Annotated in this window: 14 protein-coding genes and 2 pseudogenes; 12 read left to right on the forward strand and 4 right to left on the reverse strand. The window is 65.9% G+C overall.

The genetic code is table 11. The annotated features are described in order from the left end of the window. Positions 1-253: 253 nt before the first annotated feature. From CV770_RS19305 to CV770_RS19355, 11 genes and pseudogenes are all read left to right on the forward strand, one after another. Entirely contained in the window at positions 254-1,102 is an 849-nt protein-coding gene (locus CV770_RS19305; RefSeq protein WP_502693605.1) for a helix-turn-helix transcriptional regulator, read from the forward strand. A 27-nt stretch (positions 1,103-1,129) separates the two neighbouring features. After that, positions 1,130-1,460 (forward strand): annotated as a pseudogene (locus CV770_RS19310) (helix-turn-helix transcriptional regulator); the annotation flags it as partial. A 97-nt stretch (positions 1,461-1,557) separates the two neighbouring features. After that, positions 1,558-1,878, forward strand: a complete 321-nt coding sequence (locus CV770_RS19315; protein ID WP_104463432.1) for a hypothetical protein — start codon at positions 1,558-1,560, stop codon at positions 1,876-1,878. Positions 1,879-2,001: 123 nt separating this feature from the next. Further along, entirely contained in the window at positions 2,002-3,219 is a 1,218-nt protein-coding gene (locus tag CV770_RS19320; RefSeq protein WP_104463433.1) for an NAD(P)/FAD-dependent oxidoreductase, read from the forward strand. A 75-nt stretch (positions 3,220-3,294) separates the two neighbouring features. Beyond that, positions 3,295-4,086, forward strand: a complete 792-nt coding sequence (locus CV770_RS19325) for an acetoacetate decarboxylase (protein ID WP_104463434.1) — start codon at positions 3,295-3,297, stop codon at positions 4,084-4,086. A 32-nt stretch (positions 4,087-4,118) separates the two neighbouring features. Continuing rightward, positions 4,119-5,289 (forward strand): annotated as a pseudogene (locus CV770_RS19330) (DUF3734 domain-containing protein). 96 nt (positions 5,290-5,385) lie between these two features. After that, positions 5,386-6,168, forward strand: a complete 783-nt coding sequence (locus CV770_RS19335) for a 3-hydroxybutyrate dehydrogenase (protein ID WP_104463435.1) — start codon at positions 5,386-5,388, stop codon at positions 6,166-6,168. Positions 6,169-6,222: 54 nt separating this feature from the next. Beyond that, positions 6,223-7,248 (forward strand): HlyD family secretion protein, encoded by a 1,026-nt coding sequence (locus CV770_RS19340; RefSeq protein ID WP_104463470.1) that lies wholly within the window; start codon positions 6,223-6,225, stop codon positions 7,246-7,248. Further along, a complete protein-coding gene (locus CV770_RS19345) occupies positions 7,245-9,104 on the forward strand; it encodes an MFS transporter (RefSeq protein ID WP_104463436.1) in 1,860 nt (619 codons plus the stop codon). Before CV770_RS19340 ends, CV770_RS19345 begins: the two co-directional genes overlap by 4 nt. 38 nt (positions 9,105-9,142) lie before the next feature. Further along, positions 9,143-10,096 carry an MBL fold metallo-hydrolase gene (locus CV770_RS19350; protein ID WP_104463437.1) on the forward strand — a complete coding sequence of 318 codons (954 nt, stop codon included), beginning with the start codon at positions 9,143-9,145 and terminating at the stop codon, positions 10,094-10,096. A 99-nt stretch (positions 10,097-10,195) separates the two neighbouring features. After that, the gene (locus CV770_RS19355) at positions 10,196-11,149 is read left to right on the forward strand and encodes an MBL fold metallo-hydrolase (RefSeq protein WP_104463438.1); all 954 of its coding nucleotides are present in this window, start codon (positions 10,196-10,198) and stop codon (positions 11,147-11,149) included. 78 nt (positions 11,150-11,227) lie between these two features. On the opposite strand, the gene CV770_RS19360 is transcribed toward CV770_RS19355, so the two are convergent. The 3 genes from CV770_RS19360 to CV770_RS19370 all read right to left on the reverse strand — a co-directional run bounded on the left by CV770_RS19360 (position 11,228) and on the right by CV770_RS19370 (position 17,763). After that, the gene (locus tag CV770_RS19360) at positions 11,228-13,810 is read right to left on the reverse strand and encodes an EAL domain-containing protein (protein WP_104463439.1); all 2,583 of its coding nucleotides are present in this window, start codon (positions 13,808-13,810) and stop codon (positions 11,228-11,230) included. Positions 13,811-13,968: 158 nt separating this feature from the next. Next, positions 13,969-15,270, reverse strand: a complete 1,302-nt coding sequence (locus CV770_RS19365; protein WP_104463471.1) for an MFS transporter — start codon at positions 15,268-15,270, stop codon at positions 13,969-13,971. A gap of 102 nt (positions 15,271-15,372) precedes the next feature. Next, the gene (locus CV770_RS19370; protein WP_245453798.1) at positions 15,373-17,763 is read right to left on the reverse strand and encodes a bifunctional diguanylate cyclase/phosphodiesterase; all 2,391 of its coding nucleotides are present in this window, start codon (positions 17,761-17,763) and stop codon (positions 15,373-15,375) included. A gap of 328 nt (positions 17,764-18,091) precedes the next feature. Here CV770_RS19370 and CV770_RS19375 point away from each other — a divergent pair, with 328 nt between their 5' ends. Beyond that, positions 18,092-19,258: an ABC transporter substrate-binding protein gene (locus tag CV770_RS19375; protein WP_104463441.1), complete on the forward strand. Its 1,167-nt coding sequence runs from the start codon at positions 18,092-18,094 to the stop codon at positions 19,256-19,258. A gap of 7 nt (positions 19,259-19,265) precedes the next feature. On the opposite strand, the gene CV770_RS19380 is transcribed toward CV770_RS19375, so the two are convergent. Further along, entirely contained in the window at positions 19,266-20,243 is a 978-nt protein-coding gene (locus CV770_RS19380; protein WP_104463442.1) for an NAD(P)-dependent oxidoreductase, read from the reverse strand. Positions 20,244-20,249: the final 6 nt, after the last annotated feature.

Consider the following 20,249-nt stretch of genomic DNA (forward strand, 5'->3'; position numbering starts at 1 on the left):
CGCGCCGCCTTGGAGCAGGATCGGACAAAGCATCACCGCTTCAGGAAATACGCTGAACCTTCGCAGCGCATAGAACACGCCCCGACCCGTACAAATACGGACAGCTGATCGAAAGCTTGAGCTGATCAGGAGGAGCCACCCAATGACCGGGAGCACTGCACTCATGCGCAATCCCTCGCACAAGGGCTTGCCACCCGCGCCGGGCTCACAGCCGGACGATCGCTCGAATTCCGAGCGACGCGCCGAGGCGGAGATGGCGCGCGTGCTCGGGACCGAACCACTTCGCATGGCATTGGAGTCCTCCGGTGCCGGGATCGCCCATTGGCAACATGATCCGTTGCACGACGTCGTCGAGCCCATGAGCCACCACGTGATCATGGCCTACAACGGCGTGATGCAACGCATGGAGCGGCGGACGGGAAAATCGGTTGCGATCGGTACGTTTCGTCGCGGGGTCGTGATCGTCATTCCGGAAGGATCAAGCTCCCGATGGGACATTCCGAAGCCCGTCGACGTGGTTCAACTGTATCTTCCTGATGCAACGTTGAAGCGCGTTGCTCGCGAAGCCGAGATCACGGGAACGGACGACCTGCTGGAGCGGACGGCGCATCCTGACCCCATTACGTCTCGGCTGCTCCTAAGCGCGGCAGATGCGCTGGGAGGCAATGAAGCCCTGGATACGCTGTTCCGGCATCAACTGACAGATCTTCTGGCCACGCGCTTGCTGGTTGCGCACACAGGTTCGCCAACCATGCTCCAGCCGACCATGGGCGGGCTGTCGCCGAAGATCCTGCTCCGTGCGATCGAACGGTTGCGCTCGGACAGCGATGCGGACGTCTCGCTCGATGCACTGGCTTCCGATGCCGGACTATCGCGCTTTCACTTCTGCCGCGCCTTCAAGGAAAGCACCGGCCTTTCCCCGCACTCCTGGCTGCGCCAACACCGGCTCGAGCAGGCCATGAGCATGCTGCGCGACAGCGACGAAGCGGTCGTCTCGATCGCTGCGGCGCTGGGCTATTCGTCGCAGACGGCGTTCGCAGCAGCCTTCAGGAAGCTGACGGGCGAGACGCCGAGCGACTGGCGCAGGCGACACGCACGCTAACGAGCCCCGCCGGTCCGGTCCGTCATCGACGGGTTGTCAGCGACGACACTGAACCGCGCGATCCTAACGCCTGCGGTCCGAAGTCGAGACGGACCTCCCACTCGCCGCGCTGGCGTCGGATGCCGGCCCGTCGCGCTTCCATTTCTGCCGCACGTTCAAGAAAAGCACCGGGCTTTCGCCGCATGCATGGCTGCGCCAGCACCGGCTCAAGCACGCCATGAAGATGCTGCGCGACTCCGACGATTCGATCGTCTCGATCGCAGCTGCGCTTGGCTATTCCTCGCAGACGGCGTTCGCAGTCGCCTTCAAAAAGCTGACCGGCGAGAGCCCGAGCGACTGGCGCAGGCACAAGCGTTAGCAGCAATCGCGATGCAACCACGGCAATCGCTCTGGCGCAGCGGCAGATTCGATCCGCTAGACCATCACCGTGCCAGACCAATCGACGGAGACCGAAGATGACCTGGAAAAACTTCATCAGCCGGCGGGTGATCGCTTCGCGACGCCGAGGCCTTGCAACCGCAACATTGTACGGACTCTCGCTGGCCGTTCGCTTCACGTCGGCGACGGGCGAGCAGGTCGAGATTCCGGCGCAAGCCATGCATCCGACCTACCCGCTGGTGTCCATCATGACCCGGGATGGCTCCGGTCTTCCCTACCAGGACTGGGGCCCGAGGACGACTCAGCCGGTCGTCTTTCGTCAAGGTTGGTTACGCCAAAGTTCGTTGCACCAAGGCTGGCCATCGAGTTCGCCGCTGTCGCGCTGCGCCGCGCCTTAGCACCGACGGTTCACTTCAACCCTTCGTGCCATCACCGGACGCTGCCTCAAGCGGAGCAGCGACGGCGCGCGCACGGACTTTCGAAACGCAGAGATCGAAACGCAGAGATCAAGGAGTAAACCCATGCGACTAGTCATCATCGGCGCCGGCTTCGCCGGCATGTACGCCGCCCTTTCCGCAGCCCGCCTGCGCGAGATCCAGGGCGTCTCGCCAGACCAGCTCGAGATCGCGCTGGTTGCCCCCGAGCCGACGCTCGTGGTTCGCCCGCGGCTCTATGAACGAAAGCCCGAGACCCTGACGGCGCCCTTGCTCGACGTGCTCAGGGCCATCGATGTTACCTATGTGCAGGGCATTGCCGAGACGGTCGACACCAGATCCAGCATGGTGAAGATCGCCACGGCGAAGGGCACGAAAAAGATGCTCTCTTACGACCGCCTCGTCGTGACCACCGGCAGCCGACTGTTTCGCCCGAACATCCCGGGTCTTGCCGAGCACGGCTTCAGCGTCGATTCGCTGGACGATGCGATCACGCTCGACAAGCATCTGCATGGCCTCGCCAAGCGGCCGGCCACGAACGGGCGCGACACGGTCGTCGTCTCCGGCGGCGGCTTCACCGGCATCGAGGCGGCCACCGAAATGCCGGCGCGGCTTCGCGACATCCTGGGCGCGAACGCCAGGCCCCGCGTCATCATCGTCGAACGCAACACGTCGATCGCGCCCGACATGGGCGCGGGTCCCCGGCCCATCATCGAGGAAGCCCTTGGCAAGCTTGGCGTGGAAGCCCGCCTCGGTGCAGGGGTCGCCTCGCTCGATGAATCCGGCGTCACGCTGTCGAGTGGCGAGCACATCGAAACCGAGACAGTGATCTGGGCGGCGGGCATTCGCGCCGCGCCATTGACGACGCAGATTCCCGCCGAGCGCGACAGTTTCGGCCGGTTGCTTGTCGACCGCTGCCTGCAGGTGACAGGCGTTCAGGGCGTCTTCGCCGCCGGCGACGCGGCGCGTGCGGCCTGCGATGACGAGGGCAATTACGCGCTGATGTCGTGCCAGCACGCCACGCGCATGGGCGCCTTCGCCGGCAATAATGCCGCAGCCGAACTGCTCGGTCTCGCGACCAGGCCCTATCACCAGAAGGGCTACGTCACCTGCCTCGACCTCGGTGGAGCCGGCGCGCTGTTCACGCGCGGCTGGCAGCGCGAGGTGACAATGGTCGGCGAGGTCGCCAAGAAGACCAAGCGGGAGATCAACACCGTCTGGATCTATCCGCCCAAGGCCGAGCGCGCCGCCGCGCTCGCCTCCGCCGATCCGGAGCATGTGACCGACGTGACCGGCTTCCTCTAGTCCCTTCACACGAAACGGGCTGCGCATCGTCGCCGAGGCGCAGCCTCCCCCTGGATACTCTGGAGCTCGACCACAATGAAACACGAGACCGTGCGCACCAGCGCATTCGCCATGCCGCTGACCAACCCCGCCTTTCCACCCGGGCCCTACCGCTTCGTCGACCGCGAATATTTCATCATCCAGTACCGGACCGATCCCGAAGCGCTACGCCGGATCGTGCCCGAGCCGCTCGTGATCACCGACCCCGTCGTGAACTACGAGTTCATTCGCATGCCCGACTCGACCGGCTTCGGCGACTACACCGAAAGCGGCCAGGTCGTCCCGGTGAATTACCAGGGTCAGGCCGGAAGCTTCGTCCACCAGATGTTCCTGAACGATCATCCGCCGATCGCTGGCGGGCGCGAATTGTGGGGCTTCCCCAAGAAGCTGGCGCAGCCGAAGCTGGCGGTCGAGATCGACACGCTCGTCGGCACCCTGAACTACGGCTCGGTCCGCATCGCCACCGGCACCATGGGCTATAAGCATCGCGCCCTCGATGCCGCTGCCGAAGCGAAGAAACTCGCCGCCCCGAATTTCCTGCTCAAGGTCATCCCGCACGTCGACGGTACGGCGCGCATCTGCGAGCTGGTGCGCTTCCATTGCGAGGACATCACGGTGAAGGGCGCGTGGACCGGGCCGGCGGCGCTCGACCTCTGCTCGCATGCACTTGCACCCGTCGCCGAGTTGCCGGTGCTGCAAGTGTTGTCGGCCAAGCATGTCGTCGCCGATCTCACTCTCGGGCTCGGAACCGTCGTGCACGACTATCTGTCGCCGCGCGCATCCGAACAACGGCGCGCATCGACTTCCGAAATCTTGATCGCCGGATGACCGGCTCGGCCGCAATGCAGGGAGTACTGGCAATGTTGAATGTGATGCGGGAGCCCATCAATCCTGCGCAGCAGATCGATTCGCTGCCTTACGATGTCGTCGCGCTGGTCCTTCAGGGCGGCGGTGCCCTCGGCGCCTATCAGGCCGGGGTCTACGAAGGCCTGCATGAGGCAGGCATCCGGCCGAACTGGCTTGCCGGCATTTCGATCGGTGCGCTCAACGCTGCCATCATCGCGGGCTCGCCCGAGGCCGAGCGCGTGGAGCGGCTGCGCGAGTTCTGGGAGACCATTTGCGCCTCCTCGATCGAGTGGCCTGCCGGCGAGGGGCTGGCCAATGCCCTGCCCTTTGCATTCGACATCAGCTCGGTGCGGAACGCCCTGGCGGCGATGCGCGCCCTGATGCAGGGCCAGCCCGGCTTCTTCAAGCCGCGCTTCCCGTCGCCGCTCTGGTCGCCATTCGCGGGCGATGCGGCGACCAGCTTCTACGACACGGCACCGTTGCACGCGACCCTGGAGCGGCTCGTCGATTTCGACCGGTTGAACTCGGGCGACGTGCGCGTCAGCGTCGGCGCGGTCAACGTCCGCACCGGCAACCTGACCTATTTCGACACCGCCGAGCGCCGGCTGGGGCCGAAGCATTTCATGGCGTCCGGCGCACTGCCGCCGGGATTTCCCGCCGTCGAAATCGAGGGCGAGCATTACTGGGACGGTGGTGTCGTCTCCAACACGCCGTTGTCGCGCGTGCTCTCCGGCGACGCACGCGACTCGCTGACGTTCCAGATCGACCTCTGGTCGGCCAAGGGGCGCGTTCCCTACGACATGATGGAAGTGTCGAGTCGTCAGAAAGACATCCAGTACTCGAGCCGCACCCGCGCCGTCACCGACCAGGTGCTGCAAATGCAGAAGACGCCAGGCGCTCCAGCGGACAATCGATAAATTGCCGGAGGCGGCGAAGCAGGAACCGGAAATCAGAACCATCGCAGATATGGCTCGCCATCGCTCCCACAACATCGTCCACCTGATCTATCAGACCAAGCTCAACGAAGGCCACTCGAGAGACTACGAGTTCGGGCTGAGCGCGATGCGCAGGCATTGGCAGAGCGGGCTGGAGGACATCCGCCGCACGCTGTCCGACCGGCGTCGTCTCGACCCGCCGCCACCCGAGCTCGGCATCGTAACCCACGACATCCATCGCCACGACTGAGCAGGCAGCAGCGCCACCGGCCCGGAAGAATGCCATGTCCGCATCGGGACAGGCATGAACGAGCGCAAACGACAACGATTACAGAAAGGACATTCCATGTTGAAGGGCAAGATCGCCATCGTCACCGGATCGACCAGCGGCATCGGGCTCGGGATCGCGAAAGAGCTCGCGCGCCTCGGCTCCGACATCGTGTTGAACGGTTTTGGCGAGGCAGGCGAGATCGAGACGATCCGCAGCAGCGTCGAGCGGGAGCATGGCGTGCGCGTGGTCTATGACGGTGCCGACATGTCGAAGAGCGAAGCCGTGCGCGGCCTGATCGGGGCAACGATCGAGAAGTTCGGGCACCTCGATATCCTCGTCAACAACGCCGGCATCCAGTTCACCGCACCGGTCGACGAATTCCCGCCGGCCAAGTGGCAGGCCATCATCGACATCAACCTGTCGGCGGCATTCCACGGCATTGCCATCGCAGTGCCGCAGATGAAGCGGCAGCACTGGGGACGGATCGTCAACATCGCCTCCACGCATGGCCTCGTCGCCTCGACGCACAAGGCCGCCTATGTCGCGGCCAAGCACGGGTTGGTCGGCCTCACCAAGGTGGTCGGCCTCGAGACCGCCGGCAGCGGCGTCACCTGCAACGCGGTTTGCCCCGGCTGGGTGCGCACGCCGCTGGTCGAAAAACAGATCAGCGATATCGCCACCGACAAGCACATCAGTCAGAAGCAGGCGACGCACGAGCTATTGGCGGAAAAGCAGCCGTCGCTCGACTTCGTCTCTCCCGCGCAACTGGGCGGCACGGTCGCCTTCCTGTGCTCGGCCGCGGCGGACCAGATCACCGGGACCGCGATCTCGGTCGATGGCGGGTGGACCGCGCAGTAACCGGGCGCACGAACGCGGACACAGTGACCATAACCGTTGCAGGAGGCTGTCGTGATGCATCTGAACAAAAGGGTGATCGGCCTGTCGCTGTGTCTCACCTCCGTCGCGGTCGTCGCCGCGGGATTTACCTATGCTCAATCCGGCGAGACTTCGACCGACAACGCCTATATTCGCGGCGACGTCACCTCGCTCGCGCCAAAGGTTGTGGGTTACGTCACGGCAGTGGAGGTGCAGGACAACCAGGCTGTGCGGGCGGGTGACGTCCTGTTCCGAATCGACGACCGGGACCATCGCGCGCGGCTCGCCCAGGCGGTCGCCAATCTCGAAGCCGCACGGGCCCGCCTGACCAATGTCGACGCAGAGATACAGCTTCAGCATGCCCTGATCCGGCAGGCCGAAGCTCAAGGGCTTGCGAGCGTGGCCGAGAGGAATCTGGCGCGCAAGGCGTCCGACCGTCGCCGCGAACTGATCCGCACCAATGCCGTCAGCCAGGCCCAGGTCGATGAAAGCGACGCGGCGCTGTCGAAAGCCGAGGCGGCCGTCTCCGCGGCGGAGGCAACGATCGAGGCCCAGCGGCAGCGCATCGCCGTCCTCGCCAGCCAGCGCGAAGCTGCCGTGGCCGCGGTGGCGCAGGCACAGGCCGCACGCGATCTCGCGCAAATCGATCTCGACAACACCGTCGTCCGTGCGCCGGTCGAGGGCGTCATCGGCAACCGCCAGGTCCGCATCGGCCGCCTGGTCGCGCCGGGCACCTCCCTGCTCGATATCGTCCCGGTCAAGGATGTGTGGGTCGTGGCGAATTTCAAGGAGACCCAGGTCGAGCACATCCGGCCGGGCCAGCGCGTGCGCATCACCGTCGACGGTTACAGCCACACGGCGCTTGACGGCGTGGTGGACAGCTTTGCGCCTGGCAGCGGATCCGCCTTCAGCATGCTCCCCGCGGACAACGCGACAGGCAACTTCGTTCGGGTCGTTCAACGCGTCCCCGTGAAGATCCGCTTCACCAGCAATCGGCTGCCCGGCCGGCTGGTACCGGGCTTGTCGGCGCGCGTCGAGGTTGATCAAGGGAGCGGCTCATGACGGCGACCGTCGCCACCGCGCCGCGCCGCGCAAGATCTGCAGCGGGGGCCCTGTTCGTCGCGGGCATCGTGCTGGCCACGCTGACGGAGGCGATCGCAAGCACGGTTCTGTCGCTCGGGCGCGGCTACATCATCGGCGACGTCCATGTCACGCCCGACGAGTTCGCCTGGCTCGACATCGGATACATCGCCCTGAAGCTGATCGGGTTCATGACCGCGCCCTTGCTGGTGCACCGTGTCGATTCTCGCCGCCTGATCATCGGCTCGACCCTGGTGATGGGCGCCGCGTGCGGCTTGACGATCGTGACGGCGCGGCTGGATCTGCTGATCGTGCTCCGCATGATTCAGGGCCTCGCTGGCGGCATCCTGCTCGTCGCGGGTCAAGTGACGCTCTTTCACGCCTATCCGCGATCCCGCCAGCCGATCCTCCAGGCCGTGTTTGCGATGGGATCGGTGGTCGCTCCCACAACGCTCGCCCCGGCTTTGCAAGGCTGGTTGATCGACAGCCGGTCCTGGGCGTGGATCTTCTTCAGCGTCGTTCCCTTGGCGCTGGCGGCTGCCGGTCTGCTGTTGATCGCGGATGACCCGAAGCCCATCACGCGACAGCGCCGCCCGCTCGACTGGGTCGGCCTGGGGCTGATCTCGGTCGCGCTCATCTGCTTCTCCTACGTCCTCAACCAGGGCAGCCGATGGGCCTGGTTCGAGGAGCCCGGCATCCTCTGGCTCACTGTGAGCGGGACGGCCGCGTTGCTGGCCTTCCTCGGCAGGCAGGTGCTGGCCAGGGGCGAGGGCCTGCTCGACTTCTCCTTGTTCGAGTGCGAGGATTTTTGCTTCGCCTTTGTGGTCAGCTTCGTTGCGGGCGCCGCACTGTTCGGCAGCGCGTTCCTGATCCCGTCCTTTGCCGTGTCGGTTCTGGCGTTCAGGCCGACCGACGCCGGTCTTCTCTTGCTGCCGAGCGGCGCGTTCTTCGTCGCCACGTTGCTGGTGGCCGCCTTCCTCATGCAGGTCCGTCGCGTTCCCCCCGTCGCCACGGTCCCCTTTGGCATCCTGATGATCACGGTTGCGATGTGGATGTTGTCCGGTTCGACCAGCGAAAGCGGTGCCCATGACATGATGGCCGCCATCCTCTTGCGTGGCCTCGGCCTTGGCTTCCTGTTCCTGTCGATCACCCTGATCGCCTTCGGCAACCTCAACGAACGCAACCGCGCCTTCGGCATCGGCCTCTTCAACACGAGCAGGCAGCTCGGCGGCCTCATCGGCGTCGCTGGCCTGGAGACCTTGATCGAGCACCACACCGCCGGCAATTTGACGGTGCTCGGCGCCAACCTAACCGCCGGCGTGCCCGCAGTCAGCGAGCGGCTGACCTCGACCGCCGCAATGCTCGCCGCGAGGGGAATGGACGCGCTGGCCGGCCGCGCTGCGACGAGCCTGCTGGACCGCGTCCTCATCGGCCAGTCGACAGTGGTCGCCTTCGACACGGCGTTCAATGCCGTTGCCCTGCTCTTTGTCTTCGCGGTGCCGGTGCTGGTCACCGTCAAGCTGGGACTGCACCGATACGCCCAAATGCGCGCTGCGCAGTCACGCCGGACCGGAGAGTCGCAGAGCACTGGCATCGCGATCTCCGTCGAGTGCGCAAGCGCATGCATTGGCAGCAATTGCTCTACAGCGACGGCAATCGCTCTGGCGCAGCGGCAAATCCGATCCGGTAAACCATCACCATGCCCAGGCAGCGCACGGAGAATGATCGGAGCGAATATCGCCGAGACGACGAAGCAGGAAATCGGCATCAGCCGAACCGATCTCCCTGAAGGTCGAGCGCTCGCCTTGGCCGCCTCGGAGCGCGCCACCAGTCTCTGAACATCCCATCATCAATGCGAACAGAGGAGCCTTGAAAGATGAATCAAATGATCTCTCACGCTCAGAAGGAGACGAGCATGAACGTGCACGACGCCACACATTTCGACAGAGCGCGGTCCGACGAACTGGTTCCGTCGCGTTATGCGCTCCGCGTCGGCGAGATCGACGTGATGGTGATCAGCGATGGCGTGCTGACACCGCCCGCGGAGTCGATGGCCACCAACGCAGATCCAGCCGTCCGAGGGGCCTGGCTGGACGACATGTTCCTTTCGCGGGACGCGTTCGATTGGGCGCTGAACGAGGTCGTGGTGCGCAGCGGCGACCAGACCATCCTCATCGACAGCGGGCTCGGTGTGGAGTACCCGGACTTTCCGCGCGCCGGGCAGCTAGGCTCGCGACTCGATGCTGCCGGCATCGATCTTGGATCGGTGACCGACGTGGTGCTGACCCACATGCACTTCGACCATGTTGGCGGACTGCTCGTCGACGGGGTGAAGGAGCGGCTACGTCCGGACCTGCGGATTCACGTGGCTGCGGCCGAGGTCAAGTTCTGGGGAGCGCCCGATTTCTCCCGCACCGCCATGCCGCCGGCGCTCGCTGACCTGGCTCGGCGAGCATCCAGGCAATTCCTGGACGAATACCGCAACCAGCTGCGCATTTTCGAGGAGCAGCACGAGGTGGCGCCGGGCGTTGTCGTCAGTCGCACCGGCGGTCACACGCCCGGGCACAGCGTGGTCCGCCTGGCATCCGGCGGCGACCGGCTGATGTTCGCCGGCGATGCCATATTCCCGGTCTCGTTCGACCACCCCGAATGGCACAACGGCTTCGAGCACGATCCCGAGGAGGCGACCCGCGTCCGGATCCGGCTCATGCGCGAGCTGGTGGAGACGGGCGCGTGGCTGGTCGCCACGCACATGCCGTTCCCGTCGATCGGCCGGGTCGCGGCCGCAGGCGACCTGTTTCGTTGGGTACCGACCTGGTGGGACTACTGACCGCGTGTTGGACACCTCATCACCATTAGTCGCACTGCCGACCGGCGACGCGCGGTCTCTTACAGAACTGCGTCAAGACAGAACGAAGGAGCTTTCAAGATGAACCAGACGATCCGCAACACTCAGGAGACGAACATGAACCTGCACAACACCACACGCCCCGGCGGGCCGGGGCCCCAAGAGCTGGTTCCTTCGCGCTACGCGCTGAAGATCGGCGAGATCGACGTGATGGTGATCAGCGACGGCGTACTGACGCTGCCAGGCGCGATGCTGGCCCACAACGCCGACCCGGCCGTCCGCGCGGCGTGGCTGAAGGACATGTTCCTGCCGCCGGATGCGTTCGATTGGGCGCTGAACGTGGTCGTGGTGCGTAGCGGCGACCATACCATCCTCGTCGACGCCGGACTGGGATCCGACCCGGACTTGCACCTGCCGCGGGCCGGCCAGTTGAGCAAGCGACTGGAAGCCGCCGGTATCGACCTTGAGTCCGTGACCGACGTGGTGCTGACGCACATGCACATGGACCACATTGGCGGGCTGCTCGTCGACGAAGTGAAGGAGCGGCTGCGCCCCGACCTGCGCATCCATGTGGCAGCTGCCGAGGTCGCGTTCTGGGAGGCGCCCGATTTCTCCCACGTCTCGATGCCGCCGGGATTCCCGGACGCGCTTCGGGCGACCGCCAAGCGGTTCGCGAAAGAATACCACAACCAGCTGCGTACCTTCGAGGACGAGCACGAGGTCGCGCCGGGAGTGGTGGTCACCCGCACCGGCGGCCACACCCCCGGGCACAGCGTGGTCCGCCTGGCATCCGGCGGCGATCGGCTGACATTCGCCGGCGACGCCGTGTTCACTGTCGGGTTCGACCACCCCGACTGGCACAACGGCTTCGAGCACGATCCCGAAGAGGCGGCCCGCGTCCGTGTCCGTCTTCTGCGCGAGCTGGCAGCGAACGGAGAGCTCCTCGTCGCCACGCACATGCCGTTCCCGTCCACCGGCCGGGTGGCGGTCGACGGCGACCACTTTCGCTGGGTGCCGGCCTTCTGGGACTACTGACCGCTCGTCGGGTTAGAGCCGAACCGGGGTGCGTACTCACCGCATGCGTGAGTTCGCCCCCTGTGTTCGAACCTGCCTCTAAGCCGACCGCCTCACGGCGTCGCTGCCTGCCGGCCCAACATCCAGCCGCCCCTGCATCGCCCTCGCCTGCTCGGCGCAGTGCTCGATCAGCCAGCGCTCGAAGGCGACGGGGGGAAGTGCGGGTGCGTAGAGGAAGCCTTGCACGACGTCGCAGCCGAGCTCGGCCAGGGTCTTGCGCTGGCCTTCGGTCTCGACGCCCTCGGCGACGACGGTCATGCCGAGGCCCTGACCGACGCGCACCACGGCGGTGGCGATCGCAAGCGCGGCCGCGTCCTTTTCGATGTCGCGCATGAAACTGCGGTCGATCTTCAATTCGCGGATCGGCAGATGCGCGAGACGGCTGAGGCTGGAATAGCCGGTGCCGAAATCGTCCACCGAGAGCCCGACGCCGAGCTCGCGAATCGCGTTCATGGTCTCGAGCGCGGCGACGCCGTCCTGCATGAATGTGCCTTCGGTGATCTCCAGCATCAAGGCGTCCGCCGGCAGATCGTATTCGGCGAGGATGTCCTTGAGCCGCGCCGCCAGCGTAACGTTGCGGAAATTGATCGGCGACAGGTTGACCGACACGCAAGGGATGTTGAGCCCGGCGCGGCGCCAGCTCGCCATCTGCCGGCAGGCCTCGCGTACCGACCACAGGCCGATCTTCTCGATCAGGCCGCACTCCTCGGCGAGCGGGATGAACTTTGCCGGCGAGACGTCGCCGAGCACGGCATCACGCCAGCGCGACAGCGCCTCGACGCCGTGGATGGCGCCGTCGCAGCTGCGGATCTGCGGCTGGTAGCTGAGGGTCAGCGCGCCTTCGGCGATGGCACGGCGGAGCGCCGCAATCAGCGCCAGCCGCTGCTCGGTGAGCCCGTTCATCTCGGCGCTGAAGATACGATAGGTCGAGCGGCCCGCCTGCTTGGCCATGTACATGGCGGCATCGGCCTGCTGCATCAGGGTGTCGATGTCGGTGGCATGGTCGGGATAGAGGCTGATGCCGATGCTGGCCGACATCGGCATCAGCTTCGATCCAAGCTTCAAGGGTGCAGCCAGCGCCTCCGTGATGTCGGCCGCGACGCGCGCGGCGCTCTCGGCGTTGCGTTGCGGCAGCAGGATGACGAACTCGTCGCCGCCGAGCCGTCCCAGCATGTCCTCGGGGCCAATCTGCTCGCGCAGGCGCTGGGCGAGCTGGATCAGGAGCTCGTCGCCGGCGGCGTGGCCGAGCGTGTCGTTGACGTCCTTGAAATGATCGACGTCGAGGAAGGCCAGCGCGACATGGCTGCCGGTCGGGCAGGCATCAATCGCCGTGGTGATCAGGTGCCGCAGCTGCGCGCGGTTCGGCAGGCCGGTGAGGATGTCGTGATAGGCGAGCCGCGCGATCTCGGCGCGCGCTTCCTTGCGCTCGATCGCGAAGGCGCCGAGATTGACGCAGGCCTCGACGATACGCCGGTGCCAATTGCTGGGCGCGCGGGGCTCCCGATAGTAGAAAGCAAAGGTCGCGATGACCCGGCCGTCCTTGGCCTTGACCGGCGTCGACCAGCAGGCGCGCAGGCCGATCGCGAGCGGCATGGCCTTGTAGGGCTGCCAGCGCGAATCGGTCTCCAGATCGGTCGCCAGCACCGGTTCGCCGTAGAAGGCGGCGGTGCCGCAGGAGCCGACATCGGGGCCGATGGCCACGCCGTCCAGCGCGCGGGAATAATCATCGGGCAGGCTCGGGCCGCCGAGCGGATGGATCAGGCCCGCGGCATCGACATGAAGCAACGAGCAGACCACGTGGGGCGCGATCTCCTCGACGCGACGGCACAGCCTGTCGGCGATCTCGCCGATCGGCACCTCGTCGGCGAGCGCGCCCATGATGAGCTGCTGCAGCGAGCGCAGCTGCTTGGTCTCGGTGATGTCCTCGAGCAGCGCGAAGATGTGCTTGACCCGGCCCTTCGTGTCGCGGAAGGCATCGATCCGGGCGCAGACCCAGATCTCCTCGCCGTCCTTGTCGTAGACCAGCACCTCGGCTTCGCCGCGGCGACCGCCATGCATCAGGCGCTTGATGAGCTTCGCGATGGCCTTGCGATCGGTGTGCCGGCCGGCAATCAGCTCGCCTGCGCGGCGACCCTCGGCCTCTGCGTTGGTGTAGCCGAACAGCGTCGTGAAGGCGGAATTGACGTAGACTATGTTCTGCTCGGTGTCGCTGATGATCACCGCCCGGTTGGTCTGGTCGGAGACGGCGTGGAGAAGCCCGATCCTGACGCGGCGCTCGGCTTCGATGGTGACGTCACGCGCAAACACGATGTAATGATTGGCGCCGCCGATTTTCACGGAAGACAGCGCGATAGCCGTTCTGATGCGGCTGCCGTCACGGCGCACGAGACTGATCTCGTCCCGGAGATCGGCCACCGGATCGGCCTGAAGGCCCTTGAGGGCGAGAATTTCGGCATCGCGACCGAGCACGTCGAAGCTCGCCAGCTTCCAGATGCGCTCCGCCGCGGCGTTGAAATGGGTGATGCGATGGGCGTGATCGACGATGACGACGCCATCGTCGGCGCGTTCGAGCGCGGCTCGCAGCACGTCCGGAATTTCAGTGAGACAATCGAAGGCGGACATCGTTTGACCCGGCGATATCGGGAAAATACGGCAAGCGGTCCGACGCTAACGCTCCGATGGTGTCCAAGACGTTTTTGCCGCGCCATCGCCTCGGGGCCAAGACGCGACATACTTAACGACCGGCGAAAACGACGACGGTATGTTGATGCGTGCGGAACCTAATCCGCGCCAGTTCCAGCCTGGAGCTTGTGCAGCCGGCCGGCGACGGCCCGCACCTTCCGCGGCGCGGCCTGCCAGATCGAGAGCGCCGACAAGGCGCTCACGATCATCGCGATGGCGAAGGCGAGCGTGTAGTCACCGGTGCGATCGTAGAGGAAACCGGTCACCCACGGTCCGGCCGCACCGCCCGCCAGCGCCGCCAGCATGATCGTGCCGAAGATGCTGCCCTGGTGCTTGCCCTGGAAAATCTCGAACACCACGGCGCCCATGATCGAGGTCAGGCCGTAGCCGAGCGCGCCTTGCGTGAACACCATCACGTAGACCAGCCATAGCGACGGCTGGAACTTCAGCGCCATCAGCGCCGCAAAGCAGATCACAAAGCCGGCGCAACTGATCGCCCACACCCATTCCCGCCCGACCCGGTCGGAGACATGGCCGAGCAGGATCTGGCCGGGAATGCCGAGCAGGCTGACGATGCCGAGCGCCCACACCGCGACACCGGGACTGAAGCCGATGTCGAGCAGGAACTTGGTCTGGTGCACTTGCACCGCGTACCAGATGTACAGGCCGCAGAAATAGCCGAGCGCGATCCACCAGAACCGCGCGGTCGCGACGGCGCGTTTCAGCGTCCAGTCGGTCCCGACCCAGACGGGATCGACGACGTTGGAGATCGGTTCGGCCGCGCCCGCGGCCGGGACGGCATCGCCGTCCGGCTCGAGGCCGATGTCCTGCGGGCGCTTGTGCAGCAGCAGATTGACCGGCGCCAGCACGACCAGGACGAGCAGGCCCATCGCGGTGCAGGCGGTGCGCCAGCCGGTCTGCTCGATCATGTGCTGCACCCAAGGCAGCAACGTCACCGAGCCGATGCCGACGCCGGCGAAAGCGATGCCGATGGCGAAGCCGCGCTTGCGGATGAACCAGTTCGGCAGGAACAGCGACTGGCCGGAATAGCCGAGACACACCGAGCCGGCGCCGACCATGACGCCGATGGTGACATAGAGATGCCAGGGCGCGCTGGTGAGTGGCGCAAGCAGCAGCCCACCGCCCATCAGCACGACGCCGAGCTCCATCACCGCGCGCGGGCCGGCGCGATCCATCAGGCGGCCGATCAGCGGGCTGACCACGCCCGACACCACGAAGCCGAAGGAGAAGGCGCCCGCGGTGACGCCGCGCTCCCAGCCGAATTCGGAGACGATGGGAGGAAAGAACAGTGAAAAGGCGGTGCGCGCGTTGACGCCAATGGCCATGGTGACGAAGGTCACGGCGACCACGACCCAGCCGTAGAAGAACGGAAGCCGCATGTTTGTATGTTTCATCCCTGGACGGTCTTTCGGACCATCTGGAGATGTCCGGGTCAAGCGCTTTTCACGCATGCCCCTTGAGCGAGATGCGTCGGGGCGATCTCAGGCGGCGTCGCGCCGTGAGGGTTTGGCCGGCGCGTCGAACAGGATTCGCTCGATCGGCTGCGGGCGGCCGAACAGATAGCCTTGCGCGAAATTGACGCCGAGCGCCTTCAGCCGCTCGTACTCCTCGCGGGTCTCGACGCCCTCGGCGGTGACCGACATGTCCAGCCCACGCGCCAGTGTCACGATCGAGGAAATGATGGCGGAGCTGCGCGGCTGCTGGGTGAGGTTGCGGATGAACGACTTGTCGATCTTGATCTTGTCGAACGGGAACGCCGTCAGATAGCTGAGCGAGGAATAGCCGGTGCCGAAATCGTCGAGCGCGAGCTCGACGCCGAGCTGCTTCAGCCGCTGCATGAAGGCGTGGTTCTCGCCGCCGCGCTCCAGCAGCACGGATTCCGTGATCTCGATCTCCAGCCGCTGGGGCGGCAGGCCGGAATCGGCGAGCGCCGCGCAGATCACCTCGAACAGCCGGGCCTCCTTGAACTGGATCGGCGACAGGTTGACGGCGACCGCGAGGCCGGACGGCCAGCCGGCCGCATCCGCACAGGCGCGCCGCAGCACGAATTCGCCGAGCGGCACGATCAGCCCGGTCTCCTCCGCAAGCGAAATGAACTGGTCCGGAGGGATCAGGCCGCGTGTCGGATGCCGCCAGCGCACCAGCGCCTCGAAGCCGCGCCGTGCGCCGCTGAGGGCGTCGACGAACGGCTGGTAGTGCACCTCCAGCTGGCACCGCGCGATGGCATCGCGCAGATCCCCCTCCAGCGTGTTGCGGGCCTCCAGCTCGGCCGACATCGCCTCGTCGTAGATGGTGAAGCAGTTGCGGCCTGCCGATTTCGAACGATAGAGCGCAAGGTCCGCCTTCTTCAGCAGCTGCTCCTGATCGCTGCCGTGATCCGGCGCGATGGCGATGCCGATGCTGGTGCCGATCTCGACGCGATGACCGGGCAGCAGGAATGGTTCGGTCAAGAGCTTGGCGATCCGCGCCGCCAGCTCGGTCGAGCAGGCGCGCTGATCCTCGCCGGTTTCCTGGATGATGGCGAACTCGTCGCCGCCGAGGCGCGCCAGCACGTCGTTGGCGCGCACGGCGGATTTAAGCCGCTGCGCCACCTGGCGCAGCAGCGCATCGCCGGCGCCGTGACCGAGGGAGTCGTTGACGTTCTTGAAGCGGTCGAGGTCGAGCATCAGGATCGAGAAAGGCAGGCCCCGCACGCTCAGCTGGCTGTTCATCTCGTCGAGCCGGGTGAGGAAGAAGGCGCGGTTCGGCAGTCCGGTCAGGATGTCGGTCTGGGCGAGCTCGAGCACTCGCCGGTTCGCCAGCGACAGCCGCCGCGAATTGCGGCTCGCGAGGATGAGATAGGTCGACAGAGACAGCGTCAGCAGCAAGCCGACGATCAGCACGGCGCCCGCGCGATCGTAAGTCGTCTCCAGCGGGCCGCCCGCGGTTGGAACCGCCCGCACCTGCCAATCGGTATCGCCGATCTTGAGGCTGCCCGCCCAGTGCAGCGCCCGCGCGACATCCCGCATCGACTGCGGCGCCGTGGCCGCCGAGGAATAATCCGGCAGCATCTGCTCCAGGCTGACGATCTGCGCCGTGAAGGGTGGGTAAACATTCATGCTGACCGCGGGGCTTGCACCGGTGGTCACGCGGATGGCCTGGATCAGCAGCGGCATGTCGAAGATGCCGACCACGAAGCCGGCCAGATTGCGGCGCCGGTCCGCGACCGTCTCGCGCGACGTCCCCTTGGCGTAGACGGGAACGGCAACGAGGACGTCGGGCAGCCGACCTCCCTCCTTCGGCTCGAACAGGCGCGTGCGAATGGCTACGACCTTGTCATTGTCGCGCGCCCGCTCCAGCACCGCGCGGCGCTCCGGGACGGTGGCGTAATCCATGCCGTAGACCGCCGAGGTCTTCGGCTGGGTCGAGTAGAACACCGGAAAATACTCATCGGTCTGCGGCGCCGTGGCAAAGCCCTCGCTCTGGAGCGACTTGATGCGATAGCCGGACACGCCGTCCGCGATCGCCGCGGTCTCGTATTCGGCGCGTTCCTTGCGGTTGACGCGCGGCAGCCAGGCGATGCGCAGCATGCCGGGATGGCGCTCGAACAGGCGGGCGCTGAAGGTCTCGAACTCGCTGCGGGTGACCTCGTCGTTGGTCGATTCGAACAGCGTGCGCAACGCGACGAGCCGGGAGATGTATTCGCCCATGCCGTTCTGCATGACGATCGCTTCGGTTTCGGCCGCGTTCTCGAACTCGATCCTGTTGACCCGATCCTCCCACCGCGCCACGGCAGCCGCGCCCACGACCGAAAACAGAAGACCGACGCCGACCGCGACGAGCGCAGGGCGATACAGCCCGAGCAGCGGCGCAGCACGCCACCATCCGGTCATACGCCTCCGATCCTGATCGTTCTGATCGCGATCGCCCATCTTGAAGCCGCCGTCCCCCTGTCCCCGACGAACCGAACCTCTGGTTGAGGTGCCGGCGCCGCTATCGGAACAAGACCGCGGTTAAGAACTGCACAATTTCGGAACCCCTCCATTCCGCAACGCGTGAATTAGTTAACGAAGTGTCCGAATGATCCGGCATTGTGGAAACAAGTTGCCGGTTTTGCCCGGAGTAATACGGGCTGCCGACACGTCGCCGGTTAGCGAGCTGTTCAGGCTCGCGGGAATATGTTGCGCGAGGCTCCCCCCATCATTCGGCAAGACGTCCCCGATGTATCGATTTCGATCAGCGACATCCCTCGTCCTGACCGTCGCGCTCCTCGCCGCGACCATGCTTGCGGCGAGAGCCGACGAAGCCGGCGTCAGCGAGGATGCGATCCTGTTCGGCCAGGCCGCCGCGCTGGAAGGTCCCTCCTCCGCGCTCGGACAGCGCATGCGGCAAGGCATCGTCGCGGCATTCACCGAGATCAACGCCAAGGGCGGGGTCCACGGCCGCAAGCTCCAGCTCATCAGCCGCGACGACGGCTACGACCCCGACCGTTCGGTGGCGCAGACGCTGCACCTGATCGAGGACGACAAGGTGTTCGCGCTGATCGGCGCGGTGGGGACGCCGACCGCGATGGCGACAATTCCGATCACCAGCGCCAGGAACGTTCCCTTCATCGGTCCGTTCAGCGGCGCCGAATTCCTGCGCGACCTCGAGCTTCCCAACGTCGTCAACATCCGCGCGAGCTACGGCGCGGAGGCCGAGGCGTGGATCAGGCACCTCACCGAGGATCGCCACTTCACTCGCATCGGTATCTTCTACCAGGACGATTCCTTCGGCCGCGACGGTCTGACGGGCGTCAAGCGCGCGCTCGCCAAGCGCGGCCTCGAGCTTGCCGCCGAGGGCACGTTCGAGCGCAACACCCGCGCGGTCACCGCAGCGTGGCGGGTGATCAGGCGCGCCGAACCCGAGGCCATTGTGATGGTCGGAACCTATGGGCCCTGCGCAGAGTTCATCAAGCTCGCTCACCGCAGCGGCTTCCATCCGACCTTCGTCAACGTCTCCTTCGTCGGCGCCAATGCGCTGGCCAAGGAACTCGGCCCCGAGGGTGAAGGCGTCATCGTCTCGCAAGTCGTGCCGTTTCCATGGGACCGCTCGCTCAAGCTCGTCGCCGACTACCAGGCGGCGCAGAAAGCGTTCGATCCGACGCTGACACCGGACTTCGTGTCGCTGGAAGGCTATCTCTCCGGCCGCCTCGCGGCTGCGGCGCTGGAGAAGGCCGGACCGAACCCGACGCGCGCGAGCCTGCTCCGCGCCATCAACGATGTCGGCCGCTTCGACATCAGCGGCAGCATCGTCACCGTCGGCCTGCGCATGATCGACACGCCGCCGAAGGTGTTTTTGACGGTGATCCAGAAGGACGGGACGTTCAAGGCGGTGGACCGGCTATGAAGCCGCTTCACGGCCGCCGCGTCCAGCGTTCGGCGTTGACGGCACCCGGCGGGACCTCGCCTCTGACGATCGCTTCCACCTGCCGAACCGTTTCCAGCGACTGATATTCGATCGCCTGCGGCGTCAGCCCACCGACATGCGGCGTCGCGATGACGTTGGGAAGCTTCGCCAGCTCCGGCGTCGGCATCTGATCAGGCGCGCGGCCGACATCCATCGCCGCGCCGGCGATGCGATGCTCCAGCAGCGCGCGCGCCAATGCTGCCTCGTCGACGAGATTGCCGCGCGAGAGATTGACGAAAACCGCGTGCTTCTGCATGCGCCCCAGCGCCGCTTCGCCGATCAAATTCTCGGTCTGCTCGTTGGCGATCGCGAGGCAGACGACATAGTCCGACGCGGCGAGAAGCTCGTCGAGACCGACCTGCCGGATCCCAGTATCGCCGACGGCTGCGAAGGGATCGGCGACCAGCACCTCCATGCGCAGCACTTTTGCGACCTCGGCGAGATAGCGGCCGATGCTGCCGTAGCCGATGATGCCGATTTTGCTGCCGGCGAGCTGGCGGCCCATCCGCGCTTCGACCTTGCGGCCGGCCTGGTAGTCCGCCGTCGCCCGCGAGACGCCGCGGGAGAGATCAACCATGAAGCCGAGTGCGAGCTCAGCGACCGCCTGCACGAAGCCGGGCCCGGCGCGGGTCACGAGCACGCCGGCCTCCGAGGCCGCGTCCACATTGACGTTGCGGATGTCGACGGCGCAGCGGACGAAGGCGCGCAGGCGCGGCAATTGCGCAAAGATCTCGCCGCGCCCTTCGGTCATGCGATCGGCGACGATGATGTCGGCATCTTGCGCAGCGCGCACGAGGCCGGCGGCGTCCAGGGTTTCGTCGCTCTCGTGCAGGATCACCTCGGCGGCCGCGCGCAGGCCGCTCAGGCTGCGATCGCCATAGTAATTGCGCCGCATCTCCGGTGTGTGAGCCAGCAGAACCTTCACGACAAA

The sequence above is a fragment of the Bradyrhizobium sp. AC87j1 genome (genome assembly GCF_002936975.1).
Taxonomy (GTDB): Bacteria; Pseudomonadota; Alphaproteobacteria; order Rhizobiales; family Xanthobacteraceae; genus Bradyrhizobium; species Bradyrhizobium shewense.

Excerpts from the sequence above, each read along its gene's own strand:
- CV770_RS19340 (WP_104463470.1), top strand. The coding sequence starts at position 6,223 with ATGCATCTGAACAAAAGGGTGATCGGCCTGTCGCTGTGTCTCACCTCC.
- CV770_RS19315 (WP_104463432.1), top strand. The coding sequence starts at position 1,558 with ATGACCTGGAAAAACTTCATCAGCCGGCGGGTGATCGCTTCGCGACGC.
- CV770_RS19350 (WP_104463437.1), top strand. The coding sequence starts at position 9,143 with ATGAATCAAATGATCTCTCACGCTCAGAAGGAGACGAGCATGAACGTG.
- CV770_RS19305 (WP_502693605.1), top strand. The coding sequence starts at position 254 with ATGGCGCGCGTGCTCGGGACCGAACCACTTCGCATGGCATTGGAGTCC.
- CV770_RS19365 (WP_104463471.1), bottom strand. The coding sequence starts at position 15,270 with ATGCGGCTTCCGTTCTTCTACGGCTGGGTCGTGGTCGCCGTGACCTTC.
- CV770_RS19360 (WP_104463439.1), bottom strand. The coding sequence starts at position 13,810 with ATGTCCGCCTTCGATTGTCTCACTGAAATTCCGGACGTGCTGCGAGCC.
- CV770_RS19320 (WP_104463433.1), top strand. The coding sequence starts at position 2,002 with ATGCGACTAGTCATCATCGGCGCCGGCTTCGCCGGCATGTACGCCGCC.
- CV770_RS19370 (WP_245453798.1), bottom strand. The coding sequence starts at position 17,763 with ATGACCGGATGGTGGCGTGCTGCGCCGCTGCTCGGGCTGTATCGCCCT.
- CV770_RS19325 (WP_104463434.1), top strand. The coding sequence starts at position 3,295 with ATGAAACACGAGACCGTGCGCACCAGCGCATTCGCCATGCCGCTGACC.
- CV770_RS19355 (WP_104463438.1), top strand. The coding sequence starts at position 10,196 with ATGAACCAGACGATCCGCAACACTCAGGAGACGAACATGAACCTGCAC.
- CV770_RS19375 (WP_104463441.1), top strand. The coding sequence starts at position 18,092 with ATGTATCGATTTCGATCAGCGACATCCCTCGTCCTGACCGTCGCGCTC.
- CV770_RS19345 (WP_104463436.1), top strand. The coding sequence starts at position 7,245 with ATGACGGCGACCGTCGCCACCGCGCCGCGCCGCGCAAGATCTGCAGCG.
- CV770_RS19335 (WP_104463435.1), top strand. The coding sequence starts at position 5,386 with ATGTTGAAGGGCAAGATCGCCATCGTCACCGGATCGACCAGCGGCATC.